Annotated in this window: 18 protein-coding genes and 3 pseudogenes; 12 read left to right on the plus strand and 9 right to left on the minus strand. The window is 69.3% G+C overall.

Annotated elements, in window-relative coordinates:
* Window positions 1-747, plus strand: a 747-nt coding sequence (locus ACV7NM_RS00005; RefSeq protein WP_463408242.1) for a glutamate racemase, incomplete at its 5' end; no start/stop codon positions are given.
* A 592-nt stretch (window positions 748-1,339) separates the two neighbouring features.
* Window positions 1,340-1,906, plus strand: coding sequence for a DNA-binding protein (locus tag ACV7NM_RS00010; RefSeq protein ID WP_463408243.1), 567 nt, complete (start codon window positions 1,340-1,342; stop codon window positions 1,904-1,906).
* Window positions 1,907-1,981: 75 nt separating this feature from the next.
* On the opposite strand, the gene ACV7NM_RS00015 is transcribed toward ACV7NM_RS00010, so the two are convergent.
* The gene (locus ACV7NM_RS00015) at window positions 1,982-2,263 is read right to left on the minus strand and encodes a hypothetical protein (protein ID WP_463408244.1); all 282 of its coding nucleotides are present in this window, start codon (window positions 2,261-2,263) and stop codon (window positions 1,982-1,984) included.
* Window positions 2,264-2,634: 371 nt separating this feature from the next.
* A complete protein-coding gene (locus ACV7NM_RS00020) occupies window positions 2,635-3,201 on the minus strand; it encodes a TetR/AcrR family transcriptional regulator (protein ID WP_463408245.1) in 567 nt (188 codons plus the stop codon).
* A 150-nt stretch (window positions 3,202-3,351) separates the two neighbouring features.
* On the opposite strand from ACV7NM_RS00020, the gene ACV7NM_RS00025 reads away from it, so the two are divergent.
* From ACV7NM_RS00025 to ACV7NM_RS00040, 4 genes are all read left to right on the plus strand, one after another.
* Entirely contained in the window at window positions 3,352-4,821 is a 1,470-nt protein-coding gene (locus tag ACV7NM_RS00025) for an MFS transporter (RefSeq protein WP_463413791.1), read from the plus strand.
* Between the two features lie 124 nt (window positions 4,822-4,945).
* Window positions 4,946-5,539 (plus strand): dihydrofolate reductase family protein, encoded by a 594-nt coding sequence (locus ACV7NM_RS00030; protein WP_463408246.1) that lies wholly within the window; start codon window positions 4,946-4,948, stop codon window positions 5,537-5,539.
* Window positions 5,540-5,643: 104 nt separating this feature from the next.
* Window positions 5,644-6,858: a glycosyltransferase gene (locus tag ACV7NM_RS00035; RefSeq protein ID WP_463408247.1), complete on the plus strand. Its 1,215-nt coding sequence runs from the start codon at window positions 5,644-5,646 to the stop codon at window positions 6,856-6,858.
* Window positions 6,859-6,977: 119 nt separating this feature from the next.
* Complete coding sequence (locus ACV7NM_RS00040) at window positions 6,978-8,099, plus strand: IS630 family transposase (protein ID WP_463408248.1); 1,122 nt, start codon at window positions 6,978-6,980, stop codon at window positions 8,097-8,099.
* 367 nt (window positions 8,100-8,466) lie between these two features.
* On the opposite strand, the pseudogene ACV7NM_RS00045 reads toward ACV7NM_RS00040, so the two are convergent.
* The 4 genes and pseudogenes from ACV7NM_RS00045 to ACV7NM_RS00060 all read right to left on the minus strand — a co-directional run bounded on the left by ACV7NM_RS00045 (window position 8,467) and on the right by ACV7NM_RS00060 (window position 13,233).
* Window positions 8,467-9,208: pseudogene (locus ACV7NM_RS00045) on the minus strand (transposase).
* 298 nt (window positions 9,209-9,506) lie between these two features.
* The gene (locus ACV7NM_RS00050) at window positions 9,507-9,872 is read right to left on the minus strand and encodes a hypothetical protein (RefSeq protein WP_109445550.1); all 366 of its coding nucleotides are present in this window, start codon (window positions 9,870-9,872) and stop codon (window positions 9,507-9,509) included.
* Window positions 9,873-11,313: 1,441 nt separating this feature from the next.
* A pseudogene (locus ACV7NM_RS00055) lies at window positions 11,314-11,780 on the minus strand (lamin tail domain-containing protein).
* Window positions 11,781-12,424: 644 nt separating this feature from the next.
* A protein-coding gene (locus tag ACV7NM_RS00060) for an IS5 family transposase (RefSeq protein WP_463408249.1) occupies window positions 12,425-13,233 on the minus strand; the annotation gives its coding sequence in 2 pieces (ribosomal slippage) (window positions 12,425-12,894 and window positions 12,894-13,233; 810 coding nt in all).
* A 360-nt stretch (window positions 13,234-13,593) separates the two neighbouring features.
* Here ACV7NM_RS00060 and ACV7NM_RS00065 point away from each other — a divergent pair.
* The 4 genes from ACV7NM_RS00065 to ACV7NM_RS00080 all read left to right on the plus strand — a co-directional run bounded on the left by ACV7NM_RS00065 (window position 13,594) and on the right by ACV7NM_RS00080 (window position 18,654).
* Window positions 13,594-14,946 carry a M60 family metallopeptidase gene (locus ACV7NM_RS00065; protein WP_463408250.1) on the plus strand — a complete coding sequence of 451 codons (1,353 nt, stop codon included), beginning with the start codon at window positions 13,594-13,596 and terminating at the stop codon, window positions 14,944-14,946.
* A 58-nt stretch (window positions 14,947-15,004) separates the two neighbouring features.
* Entirely contained in the window at window positions 15,005-15,670 is a 666-nt protein-coding gene (locus ACV7NM_RS00070; RefSeq protein WP_463408251.1) for a response regulator transcription factor, read from the plus strand.
* A complete protein-coding gene (locus ACV7NM_RS00075; protein ID WP_463408252.1) occupies window positions 15,667-16,932 on the plus strand; it encodes a sensor histidine kinase in 1,266 nt (421 codons plus the stop codon). The genes ACV7NM_RS00070 and ACV7NM_RS00075 overlap by 4 nt, the downstream gene beginning before the upstream one ends.
* A gap of 417 nt (window positions 16,933-17,349) precedes the next feature.
* Window positions 17,350-18,654 carry a serine/threonine-protein kinase gene (locus tag ACV7NM_RS00080; protein ID WP_463413792.1) on the plus strand — a complete coding sequence of 435 codons (1,305 nt, stop codon included), beginning with the start codon at window positions 17,350-17,352 and terminating at the stop codon, window positions 18,652-18,654.
* 65 nt (window positions 18,655-18,719) lie between these two features.
* On the opposite strand, the gene ACV7NM_RS00085 is transcribed toward ACV7NM_RS00080, so the two are convergent.
* The gene (locus ACV7NM_RS00085) at window positions 18,720-19,028 is read right to left on the minus strand and encodes a hypothetical protein (RefSeq protein WP_463408253.1); all 309 of its coding nucleotides are present in this window, start codon (window positions 19,026-19,028) and stop codon (window positions 18,720-18,722) included.
* Window positions 19,029-19,204: 176 nt separating this feature from the next.
* On the opposite strand from ACV7NM_RS00085, the gene ACV7NM_RS00090 reads away from it, so the two are divergent.
* Window positions 19,205-19,456, plus strand: a complete 252-nt coding sequence (locus tag ACV7NM_RS00090; RefSeq protein ID WP_463413793.1) for an ATP-binding protein — start codon at window positions 19,205-19,207, stop codon at window positions 19,454-19,456.
* A gap of 654 nt (window positions 19,457-20,110) precedes the next feature.
* On the opposite strand, the gene ACV7NM_RS00095 is transcribed toward ACV7NM_RS00090, so the two are convergent.
* Window positions 20,111-20,545 carry a hypothetical protein gene (locus tag ACV7NM_RS00095; protein WP_463408254.1) on the minus strand — a complete coding sequence of 145 codons (435 nt, stop codon included), beginning with the start codon at window positions 20,543-20,545 and terminating at the stop codon, window positions 20,111-20,113.
* Between the two features lie 50 nt (window positions 20,546-20,595).
* The gene (locus ACV7NM_RS00100; RefSeq protein ID WP_463408255.1) at window positions 20,596-20,904 is read right to left on the minus strand and encodes a hypothetical protein; all 309 of its coding nucleotides are present in this window, start codon (window positions 20,902-20,904) and stop codon (window positions 20,596-20,598) included.
* A 464-nt stretch (window positions 20,905-21,368) separates the two neighbouring features.
* On the opposite strand from ACV7NM_RS00100, the pseudogene ACV7NM_RS00105 reads away from it, so the two are divergent.
* Window positions 21,369-21,587 (plus strand): annotated as a pseudogene (locus tag ACV7NM_RS00105) (transposase); the annotation flags it as partial.
* Between the last annotated feature and the right edge of the window lie 17 nt (window positions 21,588-21,604).

A 21,604-nucleotide genomic window follows, 5' to 3' on the forward strand; every position in this document is an offset into this window, starting at 1 on the left:
GATCTGCTGCTGCTCTTGGATCCCGAGGGCGCCCCTTGGGGACCGAAGAGCACGTCCTTCATCACGGACCGTCTGTTCACCGCTGCTCATGCCGCCGTCGAGCAGGGCGCGAAGGCGATCGTGGTGCCCTGCAATACCGCCACCGTCACTGCGATCGACGCCCTGCGCCAGGAGTTTGAGCCTCATGTACCGGTGATCGGCACTGTTCCCGCAGTGAAGCCAGCCGCAGTGACCGGCAGAAGCATCGCGGTATGGGCAACGGTTCGGACCACGGCGAGTGACTATCAGGCTCGCCTGATCGCCGACTTCGCGAACGGCAAGCCAGTCGTGCGGGTCGCCTGTCCCGGTCTGGCCGAAGCGATTGACCACGGCGACGTGGCCGCTGCATCTGAAGCGATCGCCTACGCGGTCGAGCGAACTCCCCTCCGCTGCGACGCCGTGGTGCTGGGTTGCACGCATTACCCCCTGGTGGCACCGGAGATTCTTCAGCGGCTACCCGCCGGCACCACCCTGTACGACAGCGCGGAGGCGGTCGCCCGGCAGACGTTGCGGCGCCTGGACCGGCCCACGGAGTCGGACAGCGCGGTGGGTAGCGTTGGCGTGGTGCTCAGCGGCAGGCGCGGAAACCTCCCGGCAAGCGCCCACGCCTACTCCGTGGGCCGGGCTCTTGCCATGGCGACGCGGGTGTCCCGCGAGGCCCTCATGCCCGAGGCGACCTGTCTCCCGATGGTTGCTCCGACGGTCTGAGCACGATCACCCCATGAGTGATTCCTCAGTCCGGAAAAGAGTCCTGTCGCGGGCGGCCTCCGGATCCCTGAACCGCGCGCGGACGCCCTAGACGCGGTCAGCGGTCAGCGTGATCGGCCTGCCTTCCGGGTCCGTGCAGAGGCGCAGGTAGCCAAACGAGATCAGGCTTATCGGGTGCATGAAAGGGTTGTTCTAATAAACGACCCAACCGCCACCCCACCCAGGCCGTGACCGAGAACGTCGCCGAGGTCGAGCCGCCACCACCAGGCCGCCGAGGACAACGAGCACCAGGACCAGACCCACCCCGACGTCGAGCGGCCGGCCGTGCCGGGTGAACAGGCCGCCGCGGCCTGCCTCGCGATCGGCCGGGGCGGTGAACCGCACACCGGCCGCCCGACGGAACTCCCCGCAGGCGCCGGTCACTCCCGCCGGCCGCACCCCACCCGCACACGACACAGGGGCCGGCGGCCCACACCTCGGAAGGTGTGGTCAGTACCCGCGCGGCCCCGACCCGTCAGCACCCGCAGGCGCGACACCGGCATTCTAGAACCCGCACACCCAGCACCCGCCGCAGACAGGAGCGCAACCCTCCGTGATCCCCCACGGCCGCCTCGCCCTCACCGAGGACGACATCGCCACCATCACCGGAACCTCGCTCAAGACATGGCGCCGCAACCACGCCCACGACTTCCGGGCGCGGGTGCCCGTGCTCAACCCCGGCCAACGCCCACTCCTCTACGACCGTGCGCAAACCCTCGCCTACCTCGACGGCCGCCCCCTGCCGTCCCTGCCCGAATCCGGTGAGCACCCCGACGATCTCTTGACGGACGCGGAGGCCGGCGCCGTCCTCGGCATCAACGCGGGCACCGTCCGCGCGTATGCCGCGACGGGGTACCTCTCCCCCGGCGTCGAGCTCTACGGCCGCCGCTGGTGGCCCCGCCAGGAGATCACCACCCGTCGCGACGCGGGCGACCAACGCGCCGCCGCAGCGGCCAACTCTGTTCAGGCCCTCACCGAGCAACTCACCACCGGCACCACGACGCCCACCACCGCCGAACTCGCCGCCCGCGAGGGCATCAGCACCCGCACCGCACAACGCCGCCTCACCGCCGCACAACAACGACTCCACACCACCGAAGAACAGCAGGGCACCGACTGACGTAGGCAACCACCGCAGGCGGCCCCCGCCCCGGCCCAGACGGAGACGCGGGGGACCGTGGCCGAGGCCGCCTGATCAGGCGATGAAGACACTCCGGCCGCGGGCGACGGTGACCTGGCCCGGGAGGATCGGGTGGGTCACGCGCCCGTCGCAGTTCAGGCCCGACCACACGAAGGCGACCTCGTCGGTGAAGTTCGCGACCTCCAACGGGACGACATCGCCCAGCGGATAGCAGCCTGAGGGGTCCTGCTGGGCTGCGCGGTCGATGAACAGGACCCCCTGGGCTGCCTGCGCCGTGCCCGGGGTGGTGAGCGCCAGCACCGCCGCCGCCGCGCACGCCCCCAGAACCTTCGCCATGCCTCGCACCATTCGACTCCCTCTTCCATGCCGGAGTGATCGACTTTCATCCCGAGGTTAGGGGTGGCTCACGGTCGGTGATACGGCGTGCGGTGGTGAAGGAGGGGCGCGTGGATCTTCAGACAACGCCTGCCCGGATCGTCGCGACCGGCGCCGAGCGCCCAGGTGGGGGCCAGCGCTCTCCCCGCCTGGGGCCTGGAGAGTACGGGCCCTGTCAGAGCCGGGGCAGCGGCAGGCCGGGCAACTGCGGGTGCCGCAGGTGCTGGCCGCCGTCGTAGACGTACAGGGTGAACGTCTCCGGCTCTGGAGCCCCGCACCTCACGGAGCCCTGGCACCGCGTCCGAGGGCTGGTCGCGGGGACCGGGTTGAGGTCACAGCAGTCGGTCGACCAGCCCGTCGATGTAGTCCGGGGTGAGCGGGACCATGCCGAACAAGACGCGGATATACATCGGGGCCAGGATGTGGTCCAGCACGCCGAGCGCGTCGGGTGCGTGCTCGCCACGTTCGCGGGCGCGATCGAGCATGGACTGCAGTTGCCGCATGCGTTCGGTGCGGAGGTCGTCACCCGCCTGCAGGCCCTGCTGACCGTTGCTCGACAGGGCGACGGCCAGGCGCACCACCGCCAGACCGTCGGGTCCGGTGATCTCGCGGGCCACCTGGGCCGCGTAAGTGCGCAGGTCGCCGGCCAGGCTCCCGGTGTCGGGCATCGGGGACTGCGCGTTGAGGCGGGTGAGCGCCACCTCGCTGAGCAGGGCTTCCAGGCTGCCCCACCGGCGGTAGATGCTGCTGTCGGCCACGCCCGCGCGGGCTGCGACCTCGCCGACGGTGAAGTTGCCGTAGCCGCGCTCACTGATCAGGTCGGTGACGGCCTGGTGCACCTCCGCGCCGACGCGGGCGCTGCGCCCCCCCGGCCGCCGGGCTCGCTGTCGCTCGTTCATGCCTCCACATTAACGCAGTCGTGACTTGCGTTTGCGAGCCACACTCCTTATGGTCACCTAACGCAGTCGATGGCTGCGTTAGAACGCTCGGATGTATCGCCACCCGCCTCAACCTTGGCCGGGCGCAACCAACGATTGAGAGGAATCCCCATCGCTACATCGCATGCGGCCGTAGGCAGTCGGTCAAGCCGGGCCGTGCTGCTCACGGTGACCTGCCTGGGCCAATTCATGATCCTGCTCGACAACACGATTGTTGGAGCGGCGCTGCCCGATATGCAGCACCGGCTGCACACTCAGCTGACCGGTCTGCAATGGATCGTCGACGCGTACGTACTACTGGTTGCCATGCTGCTGCTGTCCGGAGGTATCTTCGCCGACCGATTCGGCCGCAAGCGGGTGTACCTGACCGGCGTGGCGGTGTTCACCGCCGCGTCGGTGCTGTGCAGCCTCGCGCCCTCGGTCGGCTGGCTGGTCGCCGGCCGGGCGCTGCAGGGCATCGGGGCGGCGGCGCTGAGCCCTGCCTCGCTCGCCCTACTCGCCGCCGCCTATCCCGTGCCGCAAGAACGGATCAAGGCGATCGGGCTGTGGGCCGGACTCAGCGGAATCGGTCTGGCAGCAGGCCCCGTGGCCGGCGGCGCGCTGACAGATGCCTTCGGCTGGCCCGCCATCTTCCTGGTCAATCTGCCCATCGGCGTGGTCCTTCTGCTGGTCGGTCTGCGCAGCCTTGAAGAGGCCCGCAACCCGAGCGCCCCCGCGATCGATGTCCCGGGGACGATGCTGTCCGTTCTGGGGGTGGGGGCGCTGACCTACGGGCTGATCGAGGGCGGTGCCCACGGCTGGACGTCGCCGGTGATCCTGGGCAGCTTCACCGCCGCGGGGATCCTCCTCGCCGCCTTCGTCGCCGCCGAAGCGCGTCGTTCCGCTCCGATGCTGCCGCTGCGGCTGTTCCGGCAGCGCTTGTTCACCGTGGCCAACACCGCCATGGTCGTGGTGGGGTTCGCGCTCATGGGTTCGTCGTTCTTCTTCTCCCAGTTCTTCGTGTACGTCCAGGGCAGCTCGATCCTGCGCGCCGGCGTGCAGACCCTGCCGGTATCCCTGGCCATGGTGATCGTCAGCCCGTACGCGGGCCGGCTCGCCGCCCGGTACGGCTTCCGAATCGTGGCTACCGCCGGCCTGGCCCTGGCCGGCCTGGGACTGCTGGCGCTCGGCATGGTGCACGCCGACACCACCTACGGGAACGTGTGGTGGCGGCTGGGAGTCGTCGGCATCGGCTTCGCCCTGACCTTGTCCCCATTGACGGGAGCCGCCATCCAGGCAGTCAGCCATCAGGAGGGCGGCCTCGCATCAGGCATCAGCAGCACCACCCGGCAGATCGGCGCGGTGCTCGGCGTGGCGGTACTCGGAGCCATCGTCCGCACCCGCCAATCCGGCGGCGCCTCCTTCGAGACCGGCCTCAACAACGCCTTCGTCGCGGCGGGCGCCATCACATTGGCCACCGCCGTCTTCACCGGCCTGTGGCTGGCGAGGTCCAAGCCCGCCGAAGGCTCCGCGGCGCCGCAACGTTCCACCGATCCAGATCCGGTCACCACCTCGAACGAGGCATCCGCGAAAAGCCGTTGACAACAACCAGCGCCTCGGCCGGGAGGTGTCCCGGGCCTCTCACAAATGCACGCGCAAGGTGCGGCCCGACGGGCCCACGACCGGCGCCGTACCCACCATTAGCCTCGAAGAAAGCGATCACTCCATGCGCGAACTGACCTACTTCATCGCCGCCACCCTCGACGGTTTCATTGCCGGTCCCGACGGCTCCGATCCCACCGGCCCCGGCGGCTTCTGGTCGCCCTCGGAGGACTACATCCAGCACCTCGTCGACGAGTACCCCGAGACCCTGCCCGGACCGGCCCGCGCCGCGCTCGGCGTCACCGCCGAAGGCACCCGCTTCGACACCGTCGTCGAAGGGCGCAAGAGCTATGAGATCGGCCTCGCCGCCGGGGTGACCGATGCCTACCCCCACCTCAAGCACCTGGTCTTCTCCCGGACGCTGACCGAAAGCCCGGACCCCGGCGTCGAACTCGTCGCCGACGACCCGGTGGCGACAATACGGGAGCTGAAGCGGAGCGCCGGCAAGGACATCTGGCTCGTCGGCGGCGCAGAACTGGCCGGCGCACTCTACGGCGAGATCGACCGCCTGATCGTCAAACTCAGCCCGCTCACCATCGGCTCCGGGATACCCCTCTTCGGACGGACCACAGTCTTCGCGCCCAGCACCTGGGAACTCGTCGACCACAGCGTCCTCAAGAGCGGAGCGGCCTTCCTCATCTACGACCGGCGCCCCTGAACGAGTCGAGCCCACGAGAGGCACCCCGAGGGGCTCCGGGAAGACCCGGGTCCCGCTCAGCGGCGTCCGCCGAGGCCGGAATCTACAGAAGCGAGCATGACGAAATGCGTGTGTTGTTGTCGACGTACGGGGCGCGCGGGAGCGTGGAACCGATGGTGGGGCTCGCGGTGAGGTTGCGCGAACTCGGCGCGCAGGTGCGGGTGTGCGCGCCGCCGGACGAAGAGTTCGCGGAGCTGCTGGCCGGAGTCGGTGTGCCGCTGGTGCCGGCCGGTGCGCCGGTACGCCCTCTGGTGACCACGGTGGCGCCGGGGTCGGCGGTGGGCCTGGCGCAGCGCATGGCCGAATTGATGGCTGCGCAGTTCGGCACGGTCGCCGCGGCGGCTGAGGGTTGTGACGTGCTGGTGGCGACCGGGCCGTTGCCGGTCACGGCCAGCGGGCGGTCGGTGGCCGAGAAGCTGGGCATCCGCTACGTGCACGCCAGCCACCAGCCGGTCAGCATGCCCTCGCCGCACCAGCCTCCGCCCGCGCGGCGGGGCCGGCCGTTGCCGCCGGGGGTGACGAGCAACCGGGAGCTGTGGGACGTGGATGCCCAAAACGCGAACGAGATGTTCGGCGAGGCGCTCAACGCCCACCGGGCAGCGATCGGCCTTCCTCCGGTGGACAACGTCCGCGACTACGCCTTCACCGACAGCCCGTGGCTGGCGACGGACCCGACACTGAGCCCGTGGCAGCCGACGGACCTCGACGTGGTGCAGACCGGCGCGTGGATCCGGCCGGACGAGCGCCCGATCCCGCCCGAGCTGGTGGCGTTCCTGGACGCCGGCACACCGCCGGTGTACGTGGGCTTCGGCAGCATGCCCATGAGCGCCTCAAGGGACGTCGCCCGGGCCGCCATTGAGGCGATCCGCGCGCAGGACCGCCGCGCGATCGTCTCCCGCGGCTGGGCAGACCTGGACCCGATCGACGACGGGGACGACTGCATCGCCGTCGGCGAGGTCAACCACCAGGCACTGTTCGCCCGGGTGGCCGCCGTCGTGCACCACGGCAGCGCGGGCACCACGACCACAGCCACCCGGGCCGGCGCGCCCCAGGTGGTGCTGCCCCAGGGCGCGGACCAGCCGTACTGGGCCGGCCGCGTGGCCGATCTGGGCATCGGCACGGCACACGACGGCCCGACACCGACCTCCGAGTCCCTCTCGGCCGCGCTCAAGACGGCCCTGACCCCCGAGGCCCACGCACGAGCGCGGGCGGTGGCCGGCATGATCCGCACCGACGGGACGACAGTGGCCGCGAAGCTGCTGCTCGACGCGGTCGGCTGAGAAGGCCGCCAGCGACCGCGTGAATCGCGCGGGAGCCTAGTGCTGTGACCGGGAAGGTTCACCGGGTTGCTCCCCACGCTGGTTGGAAATGACTTCTCCAACCAGTGTGGGGAGGCGGGATGACGCAACCGGTCCGGGTTCGCGGGCTGACCGAGCAGGAGGGGCAGAAACTCCAGCACATCGTCCGGCGGGGCAGTACGAGTTCGGTGCGGTTTCGGCGGGCGATGATGTTACTGGCCTCGGCTGGTGGCAGCACGGTCCCGGTCATAGCCCGCCTGGTCCAGGCGGACGAGGACACCGTCCGCGATGTGATCCACAAGTTCAACGAGATCGGGCTCGCATGCCTGAACCCTCGCTGGGCGGGAGGCCGTCCCCGCCTTCTCGATCGTGACGACGAGGACTTCGTCGTCCAGACGGCCACCACCCGCCCGACCGTGCTGGGCAAGCCCTTCACCCGCTGGTCGATCCGCAAGCTCGCCGATCACCTGCGACGCAACCGTGCACGCCCCGTCCTCATCGGCCGGGAGGCCCTGCGGTGCTTACTCGCCCGCCGCGGGATCTCCTTCCAGCGCACGAAGACCTGGAAAGAGTCCCCGGACCCCAACTTCGACGCCAAACTCGACCGGATCGAGTACGCGATCAACCAGCGACCCGACCGCACCTTCGCGTTCGACGAGTTCGGACCCTTGGGAATCCGCCCCACCGCCGGCTCCTGTTGGGCCGAGAAGACAAGCCCGGACCGTCTGCCGGCCACCTACCGGCGCACCCACGGCATCACCTACTTCCACGGCCGCTACTCCATCGGCGACGATCAGATGTGGGGGATCAACCGGCGCCGCAAGGGCACAGACCACACCTGGGCCGCCTTGAGAACGATCCGGGCGGCCCGCCCGGACGGCGCCCCGATCTACGTGATCCTGGACAACCTCTCCGCCCACTTGAACTGGAGAATCCGCAGGTGGGCGGCCCGGAACAAGGTCGAGTTGTGCTTCACCCCGCCCTACGCCTCCTGGGCCAACCCCATCGAGGCCCACTTCGGACCGCTACGGCAGTTCACCCTGGCCAACTCGAACCATCCCAACCACACCGTCCAGACCCGAGCCCTGCACGCATACCTGCGCTGGCGCAACAAGAACGCCCGCCACCCCGACGTCCTCGCAGCACAACGACGCGAACGCGCCCGTATCCGCAGCGAGAAAGGCATCCGCTGGGGCGGCAGACCACTACCCATCGCGGCCTGACCGCTCAACCCGGTGAACCTTCCCGGTCACAGCACTAGATGTTCGAGACGTCGACTCGAAAGCCGAGGTCGAGAAGTTCGTGGACAACTTTCTGACCAGGTTGGTACGGCAGTAGGTCGGGCCGGCCGATTCGAAGATGCCGCACCAGGGTGTGGGCGCCCCCGGACCTCGGCGGGACGGCGTGATGTTCCCGGGAGCGTTCAGGGTTCAAGGATCGACGTCGTGAGCCGATGCACTGGCCGAGGAGATACAGACGAGCCAACCCGGACCGGCTGCACGCGTTCTACCGACCCCTCGGCTTCATTGGCCGGCGGGACCTGGGCCCGGGGCCCGGAGTGCTCCTAAGAGGTCGTTTCATCCTGTTGTTTCATCCCGGGATGCGGCTTTGATATGTGGGTGTCGGGTCGCGCCAGGAGATGGCGTTCTCGCCGGTGAGGCGGCGGGCCATGAGGTCGGTCATGGCGAGATGGATCATGGCTTCGGAGCGGTGTGGGTGGGTTTCGTAGTCACGGGCCAGGCGGCGGTGGAGCATGAGCCAGCCTGTAAGTCCGCTCGACCGCCCACCGCTTCGGGATGGGGGTGAAGCCCTTGGTCCCGGGCTTGCGGGCGTTGATTTCCATGTCGATGTCGAGGGCGGCGGCGTGTTCGATGAGGTGCTGGCGGTAGCCGCCGTCGACCCAGACCTTCCGCAGGCTGGGATGGTCCGCGGCGACTTGGTTCAGGCTCTTGGCGGGGACGGAGGTCGAGGTCTTGACGCTCTGCGCGTCGATCACGCAGGCCGTCGGCTCGGCGTTCTTCCCTTCCTGCCGGCGTACCAGCTCTCTGAGCAGGCCGTTGAGCTGGGCGAAGACACCGTCCTTCTGCCACCTGGCGAAGTAGCCGTAGACGCTCTGATGCGGCGGGAAGTCGTGGGGGAGGTAGGCCCACTGGCAGCCGGCGCGGTCCACGTAGAGGATCGCGTTCATGATCTCGCGCAGGTCATGCCGTGGCGGCCGGCCGAAGTCCAGGGCCCGACCGCGACGCTCGAAGCGCCATGCGGACAGCACCGGCTCGATCAACTCCCAGCGTGCATCGGACAGGTCACTCGGGTACGCACGTCGCTCCGTCATGAACTGGGCATACCGCTGTCCGGGGACGTGCGCCCAGGCGTGCGACCCGCCAGGTCGAAGCACGGCGCGGACCGGGGCGTCCTGGAATGAGACAGGCGGAAGCAGGCTCCCGTCTCATCCGTCGCACCACTGGCCTCACCAGGCAGAACCGCCACTACAGCTCCACCCGCAACACCCCAACGAGAAGTGCAAACCATCCCAGAAAATGACACTCAAAATGAAAACGACCTCTAGCCGCCGGGCATCCCCCATGCGCTGGTGATCAACTCGGGTACGGAGAGTGGCCTCGCCATCCTGGTCAGGCGAGATCTGTCAGGTCCTCCGCGAACACCTGCGACAGGGGCTGAGGTCCCACATACTGCTGGCAGTTGCACTGACCAGCCTCGTAACGCAGCGGCTTCTTGTTCTCATCCCAGGCCACTGGCACCTCGACGCGCTCGTGGCACTGGCCCTGCTTGTCGTGTTTGGCGAGATGGTGCGTGCATCCGCACACTGGCTCCGGAGACTTGTTCGCTGCTTCGACGGCCAAACGTTCCTGTCTCGCCGCCTCCAGCAACTGCAACTTGCGCTCATGCCGATTACGCAGTGCGGTGCGGACGTTGTCAGCTGCCCACGCGAAGCCACCCGTCCAAAAGACGATGAGAACCCACCAGAACCAGTCCATCCGCTGTCCCCTCCCCCGGTGATGTTGCGGACCAGCATAGATGACTCATTTGAAGGGCGTTCGCATTGTCATGCAAGCCTCAGACACGGCTTCTGAAGGACATCGCGTGCGACGTCGATGTCCGCGGCCGTCTCCCCGAAGGTGTGACGCAGCATGTGCGGGTGGATGTGGCGCAGACCGGCCTGTTCGGCAAGATTCGCGATGTGGTCCTGAACCCGCCGGGTGCCGATCGCCTCGCCGCCTGGATCGCCGGTCGGTCCTGGAACGAGACGAAGGCTTACGGGCTGTCTCCGGCGCGGCGGATGCCGAGTCGCTCGCGATCCAGTCGGCGTACAGCACCTCCACGGGTCCGGGGACAGGAGGACGACCGTGCCTCGGTTCATGTTCGCCGCTCCCCGCGGGTGGCCATCACGCTTGCGCAGGTGGAGGTGCGGGCCCAGCGTGTAGGGACACCAGGCTGCCGTGCGGCCTGGAGGAACGAAGTGCATGTCCTCACCGCAGGAGCGACACCAGTTGGCCGACCCGTAAGGCGCAGCCGCCGAGGAAAGCGATCATGCAGCGATCGCGTGCCGTTGTGGCAGCGTGTAGGAGCGCAGTGAACTCATCGTGCGTCGCCGCCGGAGGGCGCGCGGACGCGCTGCTCGGGAGTACCGGCGGCCCCTCACCGGTGGCCGGCCCGCGCGCAGCGCTTCATCAACACCTGCGTGTCTAATGCACCGGCGGGTAGTACGGCGTGTCGTCCGGTGTAACTTGCAGATCCTGGCGGGAACGATAGGGCTTCTTCTGCGTGCTTCCGCAGCCGGTTTCCGTCCACCACTTCGTGTGGGTCGCTACATATTCCCGCCGGTATCCAACAGCGTATCCCGACGACCAATCGCCTGGTGGGGTCAGCGGAAAGGTGCGGCGTGGTACACACTGCTCACCGTCTCGCTTCCCGTCCGCGGCTCCGTCGTAAAGGCCGTGACAGTATCCCCGCCACCAGTCGGTTGCTTCTTCATCAAAGTGGTTCACCCGGCAGTGCAGCGTGACCTGCGGGACAGACGTGGCAGCCTGTGCAGTCGGATTTTGCGCTGCGGTAGCAGGCGAGACCGACAAGAGGACCAGAAGCACGGACCCGGGAAGTACCGAAGATCGGGGGGCGCGGCGCATATCTCGCCTCCTAGAGCTGTCGCTTGCTGAGTACCCTCCGTACCAGTGCACTACCGCAGGCTCACCTTCGCCAACGGGGCGGCGGCTGCCCAGAGCGAAGCCCGCGCGCAAGGGCGGTCCCACCGGGGCAAGGCCCCCCTATGGTCCCCCCTGGCTCCCGGCTTGGCACCACAGCACCGGCCCAGCAGCCAGCGCTGGCGCGTTCCATTGCCCGAGCCGGCCAGCTCGCCCCCGGGAGTGCGGTGTCGGCGGCCGCTCGCCGTCCAGGCGGCCGCCGACACCCGGACACCGGTCAGTGGTGGCGACGGTCCCAGGACTCGGTGTCGACTGTGCGGCCGCGGTCATCGCGCAGCGTGGCGGTGTCGGAGTGGTTGTCCCAGATGTAGTCGCGGCGGTTTTGGAACAGGTCGGTGTGGGTGTCGCGGCCGGTGCCGGTGTGGATGCGGATGGTGGCGCGGCCGTTGATCCGGACGTTGTCGAAGCGGTAGCGGTTGCCGTCGTCGTCGCGCAGTGTCCAGCCGCGGAGGTTGACGGCGTCGCGGGTGGTGTTGTGATCTCCACCCATTCCGCGTTCAAGGACCGGTTCGAGCGGTCATCGCGTCCCGGGCTGTCGGCCTGGACCTGGCTGATCTCCACCTGCGGACGCTGGTGACGGTCGTGGTCCTGCGGCGCCGCCGGCAACGCCGCAGCCCCGACCACAGTCCCGGCGGCCAGGACGGTCGCGGCGATACGACGGACGGAAGAAGAAACAGACGACATGAGTGGCGCTCCCTCAACAACAGTGCCCCACCTCCCGAAGCAGGTGACGGCAACCGGTGCGGAATCCCGAGTGAGCCGAGGGCCACACATATCTCCTGCTCGTTTGTCAGTAGATGCTGACGTATCTGGGCTTGTTGGTGGCAGTACTGCCACCAACAAGCCCAGATACGGGCTGCTCTGACATGGGTTGGTGGCACTACTGCTACCAAACCCATGTTGACGACGTAGGCCTGCGGGCGCGTCCCGCCAGCGATGGCCCAGCTTCTACAAGTCAGCCGTCGGCCGTGGAGGACCGACTTGGCAGGCGCTTCTGCTCTTCATCGGCGCGCGGGGCTGGGTCACCGCCGAGCGTCCGCGACATTGCGCACTCGACGGCAATCCTGCAGAAGACATCCGGCCGCTCCTGGGCCGGCAAGTGAGGACAGTAGACCTTCGCTGATACCCACCGCTCCATCGGCCGGTTACAGGATCTCGGTTGGTGAGTTTTCAGGCGGAGCGCCCCGGTTGTGACTCTTCCGTGACACGCTCCGAGTGCAGTGAGGTCATGCGAGCCAACCTGCCAGAGCAGAGCGGCTTCAACACACAGCCGTTTGGGTGACCGGTGCTGAACAACTCTGCTTGGCCGGGGCGTCTAACTGATCATTTCAGAATGAGGTTCGTAGGCGGCGGAGGCATATGAGGCTGCAGGCCAGTTCGAGCAGGCCCTGGTGGAGGTCGGCGCGTCGTTCGTAGCGGGTGCGGAGCCGTTTGAACTGGTGCAGCCAGGCGAAGGTGGGCTCGACCACCCAGCGGACCTTGCCCAGGCCGGAGCCGTGGGCGACGCCACGTCGAGCGATCACGGGTTTGATGCCGCGTTTCCACAGCAGGCGGCGGTACTTGTCGAAGTCGTAGCCCCGGTCGGCGTACAGCCGCCGGGGCCTGCGGCGGGGGCGACCCCGCAGGCCCCGGATCGGTGGGACCGCGTCCAGCAGTGGCAGGAGCTGGGTGACGTCGTGCCGGTTGCCGCCGGTGAGCGTGACGGCGAGCGGGGTCCCGTGACGATCGACGATCAGGTGGTGCTTGGAGCCGGGGCGGCCCCGGTCGACGGGCGAGGGTCCGACATGATCCCCCCTTTGAGGGCCCGGACGTGCGAGCCGTCCACGGCGCTGTCGTCCAGATCCAGCAGGCCGGCACGGCGCAACTCGCTGAGCAGGGCGGCGTGCAGGCGGGGCCATACACCGGCCTCGGTCCAGTCCCGCAGGCGGCGCCAGGCCGTCACCCCGGAGCAGCCCACCGTCTCCGCGGGAACATCACGCCAGGCAACACCAGTCCGCAGCACGTACATGACGCCGGCGAGTGCCACTCGGTCGGGAACACGCAACCGCCCCGGATAGCGGCGGCGGCGCTCGGGAGCGGGCGGCAACAGCGGGGCCACCCACTCCCACAGGTCGTCTGGAACAAGATCAGCACGCACTCGGACAGCCTGCCGAACCAAGATCGTCGAGCACAAGGCCCGCAGTGCAACTCATTCTGAAACGATCAGTAACTGCCCTAACGGGGGCGTCAGGTTATTGCCGCGCCCCTTGCGCGGATCACCTCGCCCGCCTCGGCGAAGCGCCGCACGGCAACGCGTGCGCGGGGAGACCTCGTCCGCCAATGTGGGCCCGGATCTGGCTCATCAAATCCTCAGGTTGTCCCTGGGAAGCTCTTCGAAGTCGACGGCGGCGCCCCCGGTCCCCCACGGGAGCGCGCCGCCTCGACGTCCCGCGGCGCAGCGGCATCGTCATGGCCGGGCACGCAAGAACCTTTCGAGTAGCGAGAGCCTGTTTCAGCGATGATCACACGTCTTCACCGGTGCCGCGGCATCGGCTTGGTCCCGGTTGTCTCCCTGCTGGCCGGGGCCTTGCTGACGGTGACGGGGTGCAGTGGCGGGTCATCGCCGCAGCCGTCGCCTTCACGTTCGCCCTCGTCGGCCCGGGATCTCGCGTTCGCCGCCACACCGTCGGTCGAGGCCGAGCAGAAGCGGCTGGCCACGACGTTCCACCCGAACGACGCCCAGACCACGGGGCTGTACCTGCCGCCCAACACGCCCGTCACGGTGACCGTCGACCGGCCCGCCGGCGCACCGGCGCCCGCGCTGCTGGTCGGGACGTACGGGCTCGACGGCACCGACGAGGGCGAGGAGGGGGAGCCCCGCCCATACGAACTGAAGGACGCCAAGACCACGGTGAGCGACCCGGCCGGCGGGCTGCTGTACGTCCGCTACACCCACGACGGCGAGGCCGCCGCCCCCGGGATCACGGTGCACTTCGGCGAGACGGCACGCCCCGTCCCGTATCACGTCCTGGGGAAGACCTCCGCCGCGCAGTGGCGGTCGGTGCTCGACGCGGCCAAGGATGCGCCGGTGGCGCAGCTCGTCAGCGAGCATCTGGTGCTGACCGTCCGCCTCGACTCGGCCCGCCGCAACGGCGGCCAGGACCCGGACGCGCTGCTGCGGGAGTACGAGCACATTCTCGCGGTGGAGGACGCCATCAGCGGCCTGGACGGGAAGGACCCGCGTGACCGGCGCAGTCCACTGCGGTACTTCGTCTCCGAGGGGAAGAAGCAGATCAACCCCAACGCGTACTACTTCCGGGTCTGCTACCCGTCCGACTCGATCGACGAAGTACTGAACGTCCCTACACTGAAGGAGAGTTGGGGCATGTGGCACGAGCTCGGGCACATGCACCAGCAGACCTCGTGGACCTGGGACAGCGTGAGCGAGGTGACGGTGAACGTCTACAGCCTCGCCGTACAGCGTGATGCCGGCCAGCCGACCCGGCTCGGCACGGACGGCACACCCGGCGCGGTGCGCGGCTACCTGGCCAGACCGGCCGCTGAGCGGAAGTACGACGCGAAGGACGGCGACCCCTTCGTCCAGCTGACCATGTTCGAGCAGCTGCGCCTCGCCTTCGGTGACGGCTTCTCCACCGAACTGCACAAGCTCACCCGGCGGGCGGCGACGGCCGAGGACCCCGAGCAGTACTTCATCGTCAACGCCTCGCGCGTCTCCGGGCGCAACCTGATCGGCTTCTTCACCACCTGGGGGCTGCCGATCACCGCCGCGACCCGGGCGGACGTCGCCGCGCTCGGCCTGCCCGCCGCGGACAAGGATCCGGCGGCCCTCGCCGTGACGAAAGCGCCGTAGCGTGGAGCGACCGGGAGGGTTTCCGGCTGCGCCCCGGGTCACGGCTATCCTGGCCGGCGTGCGAGTACTGGTGGTCGAGGACGACGATGACCTGCGGTTCGCCGTGGCCGCCGCGCTGCGCGGCGGCGGTCTGGCCGTCGACGTGGCCGCGGACCTCCCGGCCGCCGACGAGGCGCTGTTCGTCACCGGCTACGCCTGCGTCGTCTTCGACCGGATGCTGCCGTCCGGCGACTCCGCCGAGTACGTGGCGCGGATGCGGCGGGACGGCCGGACCGTACCGGTGCTGTTCCTCACCGCCCGCGACACCATCGCCGACCGGGTCGAGGGGTTCGCGACCGGCGGTGACGACTACCTCGTCAAGCCGTTCGCCGTGCCCGAGCTGGTGGCCCGGGTACGGAGCCTGTGCCGCCGGGCCGAGGTGGCCCGGCCGCCGGTGATCCGCTGTGCCGACCTGGAGATCGACACCGCCCGCCGCACCGTGCACCGCGACGGCGTCCTGCTGACCCTCACCGGCAAGGAGTTCGCCGTGCTGGAGACGCTGGCCGCCCGGCCCGGCCAGGCGGTGCGCCGCGCCGAGCTGATCGAGAGCTGCTGGGACGAGCTGACCGAACCCAACTCGAACGTCGTCGAGGTCCTGGTCTCCCAGCTGCGCCGCAAGCTCGGCGACCCGCCGCTGATCCACACCACGCGGGGCGTCGGCTACCGGCTGGAGCCGCAGGAGTGAGACCCCCGACCCCGGCCGGCCGGATCCGCAAACTGCGTCGGCGCATCACCCTGCTCTTCGCCCTGGTCAGCGCGGTCGGACTGGTCGGCATGACCGTTCTCGCCGTGCAGGCGGACGACGCCGCCTGGGGGACCCAGGTCGACGCCGATCTGCGACTGATCGTCAACGAGGCGATCCTCGGTCTGTCGAACGACGAGGACGGCACGCTCAGGTACCCGAACCCCAGGGAGGGCGCGTACGACTGCCCTCCGGTGACGTTGCTGACCGGCATGGCGGCCGATCTCACCATCGCTGCCGGCCCGCACCGGCCCTGCCTGGTCGTACCGGAGACGGCAGTGCGGTCGGTCGCCGCCGAGGCCAGCCGGCTGGGGGATTCCGCGCTGATCACCGCGCGGGCCCAGAACGGCCACCCGCTGCGCCTGTACGCCCTGCCCTTCACGGGGCCGACCCCGCAGAGCCCGGACGGCGTCGTGGTCGTGGCGAACGACATCTCCGGCAACCTTCACGAGCACGACCGGATGACGCTGTTGCTCGGCATCGCCTGCGCCGTGCTGATCGCCGTCTCCGCGCTGGCCGGCCGCTGGCTCGCCGGCCGGGCCGTCCGGCCGGCGCTCACCGCGCTCGACCAGCAGGAAGCCTTCCTCGCCGACGCCGCCCACGACCTGCGCACCCCGGTCGCCTCGCTGCGGCTGCTCGCCGAGACCGGGCTGCGGGGCGAGGCCGACAGCACCGAGATCCTGCGCCGTACGCTGCGCCAGTCGACCCGGATGGGCGAGCTGGTCGACGGCCTGCTCACCCGGGCCCGGCTGATGGCCGGGGCACTATCGCTGGACCCGGAGCCGCTGCGGCTGGACCAGCTGGTCGAGGCCGTCGTGGCCGACACCCCGGCCGAGGGCCATCGGGTGCGCGTAACAGGCGAGCCGGTGGTCGTGACAGCCGACCCCGGCCTGCTGCGGCGGGCCGTCGCCAACCTGCTGGGCAACGCACTCGCACACGGCCACGCGCCGGGCGAACCGGCCGAGGTCGAGGTCACGGTCGGCGCGGACGGCACCGTCGCGGTCGACGACGCCGGACCCGGTGTGCCGGCCGGGCGGACACAGTCGCTGTTCGAACGCTTCCACAGCGGCGCCGGCTCGACCGGCCTCGGGCTGTCCATCGCCGCCTGGGTGGCACACGCGCACGGCGGCTCGCTCACCGTGGCCACCAGCGCCCGCGGCGGGGCCCGGTTCCTGCTGCGCATCCCGGTGCAGAAGCGGCCATGACGACTGGGCCCGCAGGAAACGCCTCAGCGAATCCTCAGGTTGTGTAGGGCACCCTTCCCAGGCCAGTCGGCAGGCGGAGACAGCCGGCCTGACAGCGTGCCGCGGATTTTTCGGACGGCAGGTATCTCGAACAACAGCCAACGAGCAAGGCCCGCGACTCCCCGCCACGTGGCGGGCGACAACGCGGCAGGAACAGGTCCATGGCTGAGGAACAGGGATACACCGTCGGCGGGCTCGTCGCCGGGCGCTTCGAGCTGTTGGAGCGGCTCGGCGTCGGCGGAATGGGCACGGTCTGGCGGGCCCGTGACCTGACCCTGGAACGCGAGGTGGCGCTCAAGGAGATGCGCGCCCTGGCCGCAGCGGTCCCGGACCACGCCGACCGGACCCGCGAGCGGGTGCTGCGCGAGGCCCGGGGCCCTGGCCCGGGTCAACCACGCCAACGCCGTCCCCGTCCACGAAGTCCTCGACGGCCGTCCCTACCCCTGGCTGGTGATGGAGCTGGTCATCGGCCGCTCCCTCCAGGACGTCCTCGCACGCGGTCCGCTCTCCCCCGCCCGAGCGGCCCGCATCGGGCTGGACGTACTCACCACCCTGCGGGCCGCACACGCGGCCAGCATCCTGCACCGTGACGTGAAGCCGGGAAACGTCCTGATCCGCCCGGACGACACCGCCGTGCTCACCGACTTCGGCATCGCTGCCCTGCAGGGTTCGCAGACGCTCACCGCCCCCGGTGACCTCATCGGCTCGCCGGAGTACATGGCACCGGAGCGAATCCGCGGCGGCGGGGTCGGACCGGCGTCCGACCTGTGGTCCCTGGGCATGCTGCTCTACGTCTGTGTCGAGGGGAACAACCCGATGCGGCGGGACTCGGTGTGGGAGACCCTGGTGACCATCTGCGACCAGCCGCTCCCGGCGCCCTCGCAGGCCAGCCCGCTCGCCACGGTGATCGACGCCCTTCTGGCCAAGGACCCGCAACAGCGGCCGGACGCGAATGTGCTCGCCGGTCGGCTCACCACCGTGATCGAGAGTGAGGCCGCCACCAGGCCGATCGGCCGCCCGCTCGCCCCGACCCTCTGGGACAGGCCGGCCCCGAGCGCGCCCGCCCGCACCGTCGCGCCCGAGCCAGCAGCGCCGACCCGCCGTGGACGCCGCCGCCTGCCCGTCGTGCTCGCCGCGGTCGTGGGCTCCGTCGTCGCCTGCGCCGCGGCGTTCACCCTGCCGGTCCTGGGCCACAAGCCCATCGGCACCGGCACCACACCCTCCCCGAGCTCGGCCGAAGCCGGGCCGCCGAGCGCCGACGCCGGCGCTGGCAGCTGGATCGCCCAGCTGACCGCGATCCCGCACACGGAAGACCCGGCGCAGCGCGACCAGGAGCTCACTTCGCTCCAGCAGCAGGTGCCCGGCGCCACCCTGGTCGACAGCGACGACTGGGAGTCACTGCCGTCCGGCTACTGGATCGTCCGCGCCCCCGGTACCTTCGCGGACGGCTACGAGGCGCTCGCCTACTGCGCCCAGTACGGCCCCGAGCAGTGCGCGGGCCGGTACCTCAGCGCCGACCGCGCCGACCGCGGCTACCTCTGCGAGGCCTCCCCCCGAACCGGACCCCAGACCTGTTGCGCTCGGGGTTGGGACAGTCGGGGGGCAGCCCAGAACCGTCCGGCCCGTAGCGACGTCCAGGCCGAACTCCACATGCGGCGAGGATGTCGTCGGCGAAGTTGGTAGACCAACCAGGGGCCCGTACGGGTGCGCTGGGCGGTCGAGGTCACCACATGCCGCGACGAGCCCGACTACGGCACCAGGGAGCCGTCACCGGTCTTGATCTCGTTGTAGTCGCCGGTGTCGGCCCAGTCCGTCACAGTCGCCCGCAGCGGGTCCGAGGCGGTGTCGAGGGATGCGACCACCGGGGCGTGCTTGACGGTGCCGCGCATCGTCGTGCCGTCCTGTTGGTGCCAGAACACCGTGGCCTGGATGTCCGCCAACGCCTTGTCCGTGGCGTACCGGGTCAGTTCGGGGTCCGGCTTCGCCACCACGTACGAGCGTTCCTCGGCCGCCGTCATCGCCCTGTACGCCTCCAGGACAGCCGCGCGTTCCCCCACCTGGAGAGCAGACGCAGGCGACGACGCGGAGGCCGCAGACGGCCCCACAGCCGCTTTCGCGTCTGTCACAGGACTCCCGCAGCCCGCCAACACCAGGACCAAACCCGCCGCCGCACCGATCGCCCGTAACCCCGTCCGAACCCGCACCCCAGCCTCCCGACCTGCCGAAGATCACGCTGGACGGCGCCTCCGCGCTGTTCCAGGTGATCAATCAGCGATATCTGAAATCCTCCACCATTTTGACCACAAATGTCGGCATTGCCGACTGGGCCGGTGCCTTCGGCGACGCCACCGTCGCCGCCGCCATGCTCGACCGGCTCCTGCACCGGGCCGCGGTCGTCGGCATCGACGGCCCGTCCTACCGGCTCCGCGGACACCAGCAGCAGGCCCAGGTTCTGCGTCAGGGAGTGAACGCCCGTGTCTCCTGACCAGAGGACCAACCCTCCGCCGGGGCCGCCCGGCGTTGCCCGGTCTGCGCGACCACTTTCACCGTCGCCAATCGCGGCGCTCCGCGCGTCTACTGTTCGCCCACCTGCGTGATGCCAACCGCCAGCACGTCCCTGTTCAGCGGATCTGCCCCGTCTGCCAGGGTGAGTTCACCACTGACGTCAGTCCACGGCGCCTCTTCTGCTCAGCTGAGTGCCGCAACACGGCTCGCACCAGCAAAGAGGCCCTGGAAGAACGAGCCTGTCCCACCTGCGACGCCACCTTCGAGGCCGCCCGCACCATCCGGCAGGTCTACTGCTCGCCCACCTGCCGCCGCGACGCCGACCGCAGCCGCGGCCAGGCCCGTGACGAGGAACGAGCGCGCCGACTCGGGGAGAGTCCGCCGCTGCTGGCGCTTCCCGAAATGCCACCGCCACCCAAATCGTCCCACCGGCCCGGAGGCTCCCGCCAAGTGACCCCCGAACGACTGCCCGCACTGCCAGAAGCCCGTGACCATCGTCGCCCTGCTGGCGACGCCCGAGGCCGCTCGCCCCGCGATGCCGGTCCGCAGCCCGGACATCATCCCGCTGCGGAGGACTCCATAAGCGCTTGAGCTCGCGCTGAACGGACCACCGCCCTCATGGGCGGTGGTCCATCTACGCGACCCAGCAGTACAAGCCGTGGCCATGCTCTTCGCGGCCGCGGGAGAGAGTGCCCAGACCCTCCAGCATCTCGCCAGCCACAGCAGAAGAGATGTCCTCGCCGTCCTCCGCCCGCTGCCGGGCCCACGCCACGGCTACCTCATGCAGCCGGGAGGGCTCCGACGTGGCCAAAGCGTCTACCAGATCGTCAGAGAGCGCGAAGACAACGCACCCGTCATCGTCCTCACCAGCGATGATTCGCGGTTCGCCAGCCCCCAGGAGCTCTTCGAAACTGCCTCCGGAGAAGAGGCATTCCCACTCAACCACGGCCTCTTCTGCATCAAAGTTGCCGAGCGAGAGGCACTCGAAGGCGCGTCCCGGCCTGATCCCGGCCACGAGGGCAGCCGAGGCATCGTCCGGCGCAACGAAGAACTTCACGATAGTGCTCACCGGTGCATGATGCCTGCGGACCCCGTCACCATGATCGGCGGCGCAATCCCCTATGCCGATTGCTCTTCGAGCAGTCCGAAGTCCTCGGGAAACGCATCGAGGAACTCTCGCCTCGCGACGTTGTCCTCCGACTCGGCCATGGCTCCGAGCACGTCAACCAGGTCACTTCGCTGGTCATGCGATAGGCGGCCCAACGTGGCCGCGATGCCCTCCAGGGCCTTCACAGCATCGTCCGGATCCATCTGCTCGTCGTCCGCACCGTCGATGAACCAAGAAACATCTACCAGGGCCTCGGCCAATGCGCGCGTCAACGACGAGTACGCGGGTGTCACGGGTTCTCCCAACAGGTCAGCAGCCACGAGTTACCGCCATCCCACCACACGCTGTTCCGGTCCACCACGCCGATATCCGCGGACCTCACAGATCACCAGGGGCTGCCGACCTGACGGTCGGCAGCCCCTCAAACCTGCTCATGCTCCCCACCTTCCCCAGACGCTCAAAACCTGGAAGAAGTGAGGAGGAGAAGCCGCTCTGGCCGTTTTCAAGGAGTCTCATCAGTGGCAAGCGCGCTCGAGTTCGGCCGGGGTGAGGCGGAGGTACTGTCCGATCGTGCTCATGCCCCACACCGTAAGAGCAGGCACTGACAAGGCGACTGTCCATCCACCAAGGGCCTCGTCGCCCACCCCCGCGCAGGTGGCCAGTTCTACCAGTCACACCCCGGCCCCCCCTCTCAATGGGGTTGGACCTGTCCCGTGGACGAAACCGGCATCCCGTCACACAGGTTTCCGCTTCATGAGCGACGAGAGCGTGATCACGATCCAACCAGCTCAACGGCCTGCTCCGCCGACTGGTTCGAGAGGCCGTAGGCCGCGACGCCGAACCGAGCGCGTGCGTGCTGGACGCGCAGAGCGTCAAGACCTCCGCCAATGTCCCGGCCACCGGCCAGGGCATCGACGCGGGCAAAAAGATCGCAGGACGCAAACGCCACATCAGCGTCGACACCCTCGGCCTACTCCTCGCGGTCTGGGTCACCGCCGCAAGTGGGAAACCCTTCGGTCC

Source organism: Streptomyces sp. Tek67B01, assembly GCF_055231995.1.

Bases quoted from the DNA above. Each gene is read 5' to 3' on its own strand.
- ACV7NM_RS00015 (WP_463408244.1), bottom strand. From the start codon at position 2,263: ATGGCGAAGGTTCTGGGGGCGTGCGCGGCGGCGGCGGTGCTGGCGCTC.
- ACV7NM_RS00020 (WP_463408245.1), bottom strand. From the start codon at position 3,201: ATGAACGAGCGACAGCGAGCCCGGCGGCCGGGGGGGCGCAGCGCCCGC.
- ACV7NM_RS00030 (WP_463408246.1), top strand. From the start codon at position 4,946: ATGCGCGAACTGACCTACTTCATCGCCGCCACCCTCGACGGTTTCATT.
- ACV7NM_RS00035 (WP_463408247.1), top strand. From the start codon at position 5,644: ATGCGTGTGTTGTTGTCGACGTACGGGGCGCGCGGGAGCGTGGAACCG.
- ACV7NM_RS00040 (WP_463408248.1), top strand. From the start codon at position 6,978: ATGACGCAACCGGTCCGGGTTCGCGGGCTGACCGAGCAGGAGGGGCAG.
- ACV7NM_RS00050 (WP_109445550.1), bottom strand. From the start codon at position 9,872: ATGGACTGGTTCTGGTGGGTTCTCATCGTCTTTTGGACGGGTGGCTTC.
- ACV7NM_RS00065 (WP_463408250.1), top strand. From the start codon at position 13,594: ATGATCACACGTCTTCACCGGTGCCGCGGCATCGGCTTGGTCCCGGTT.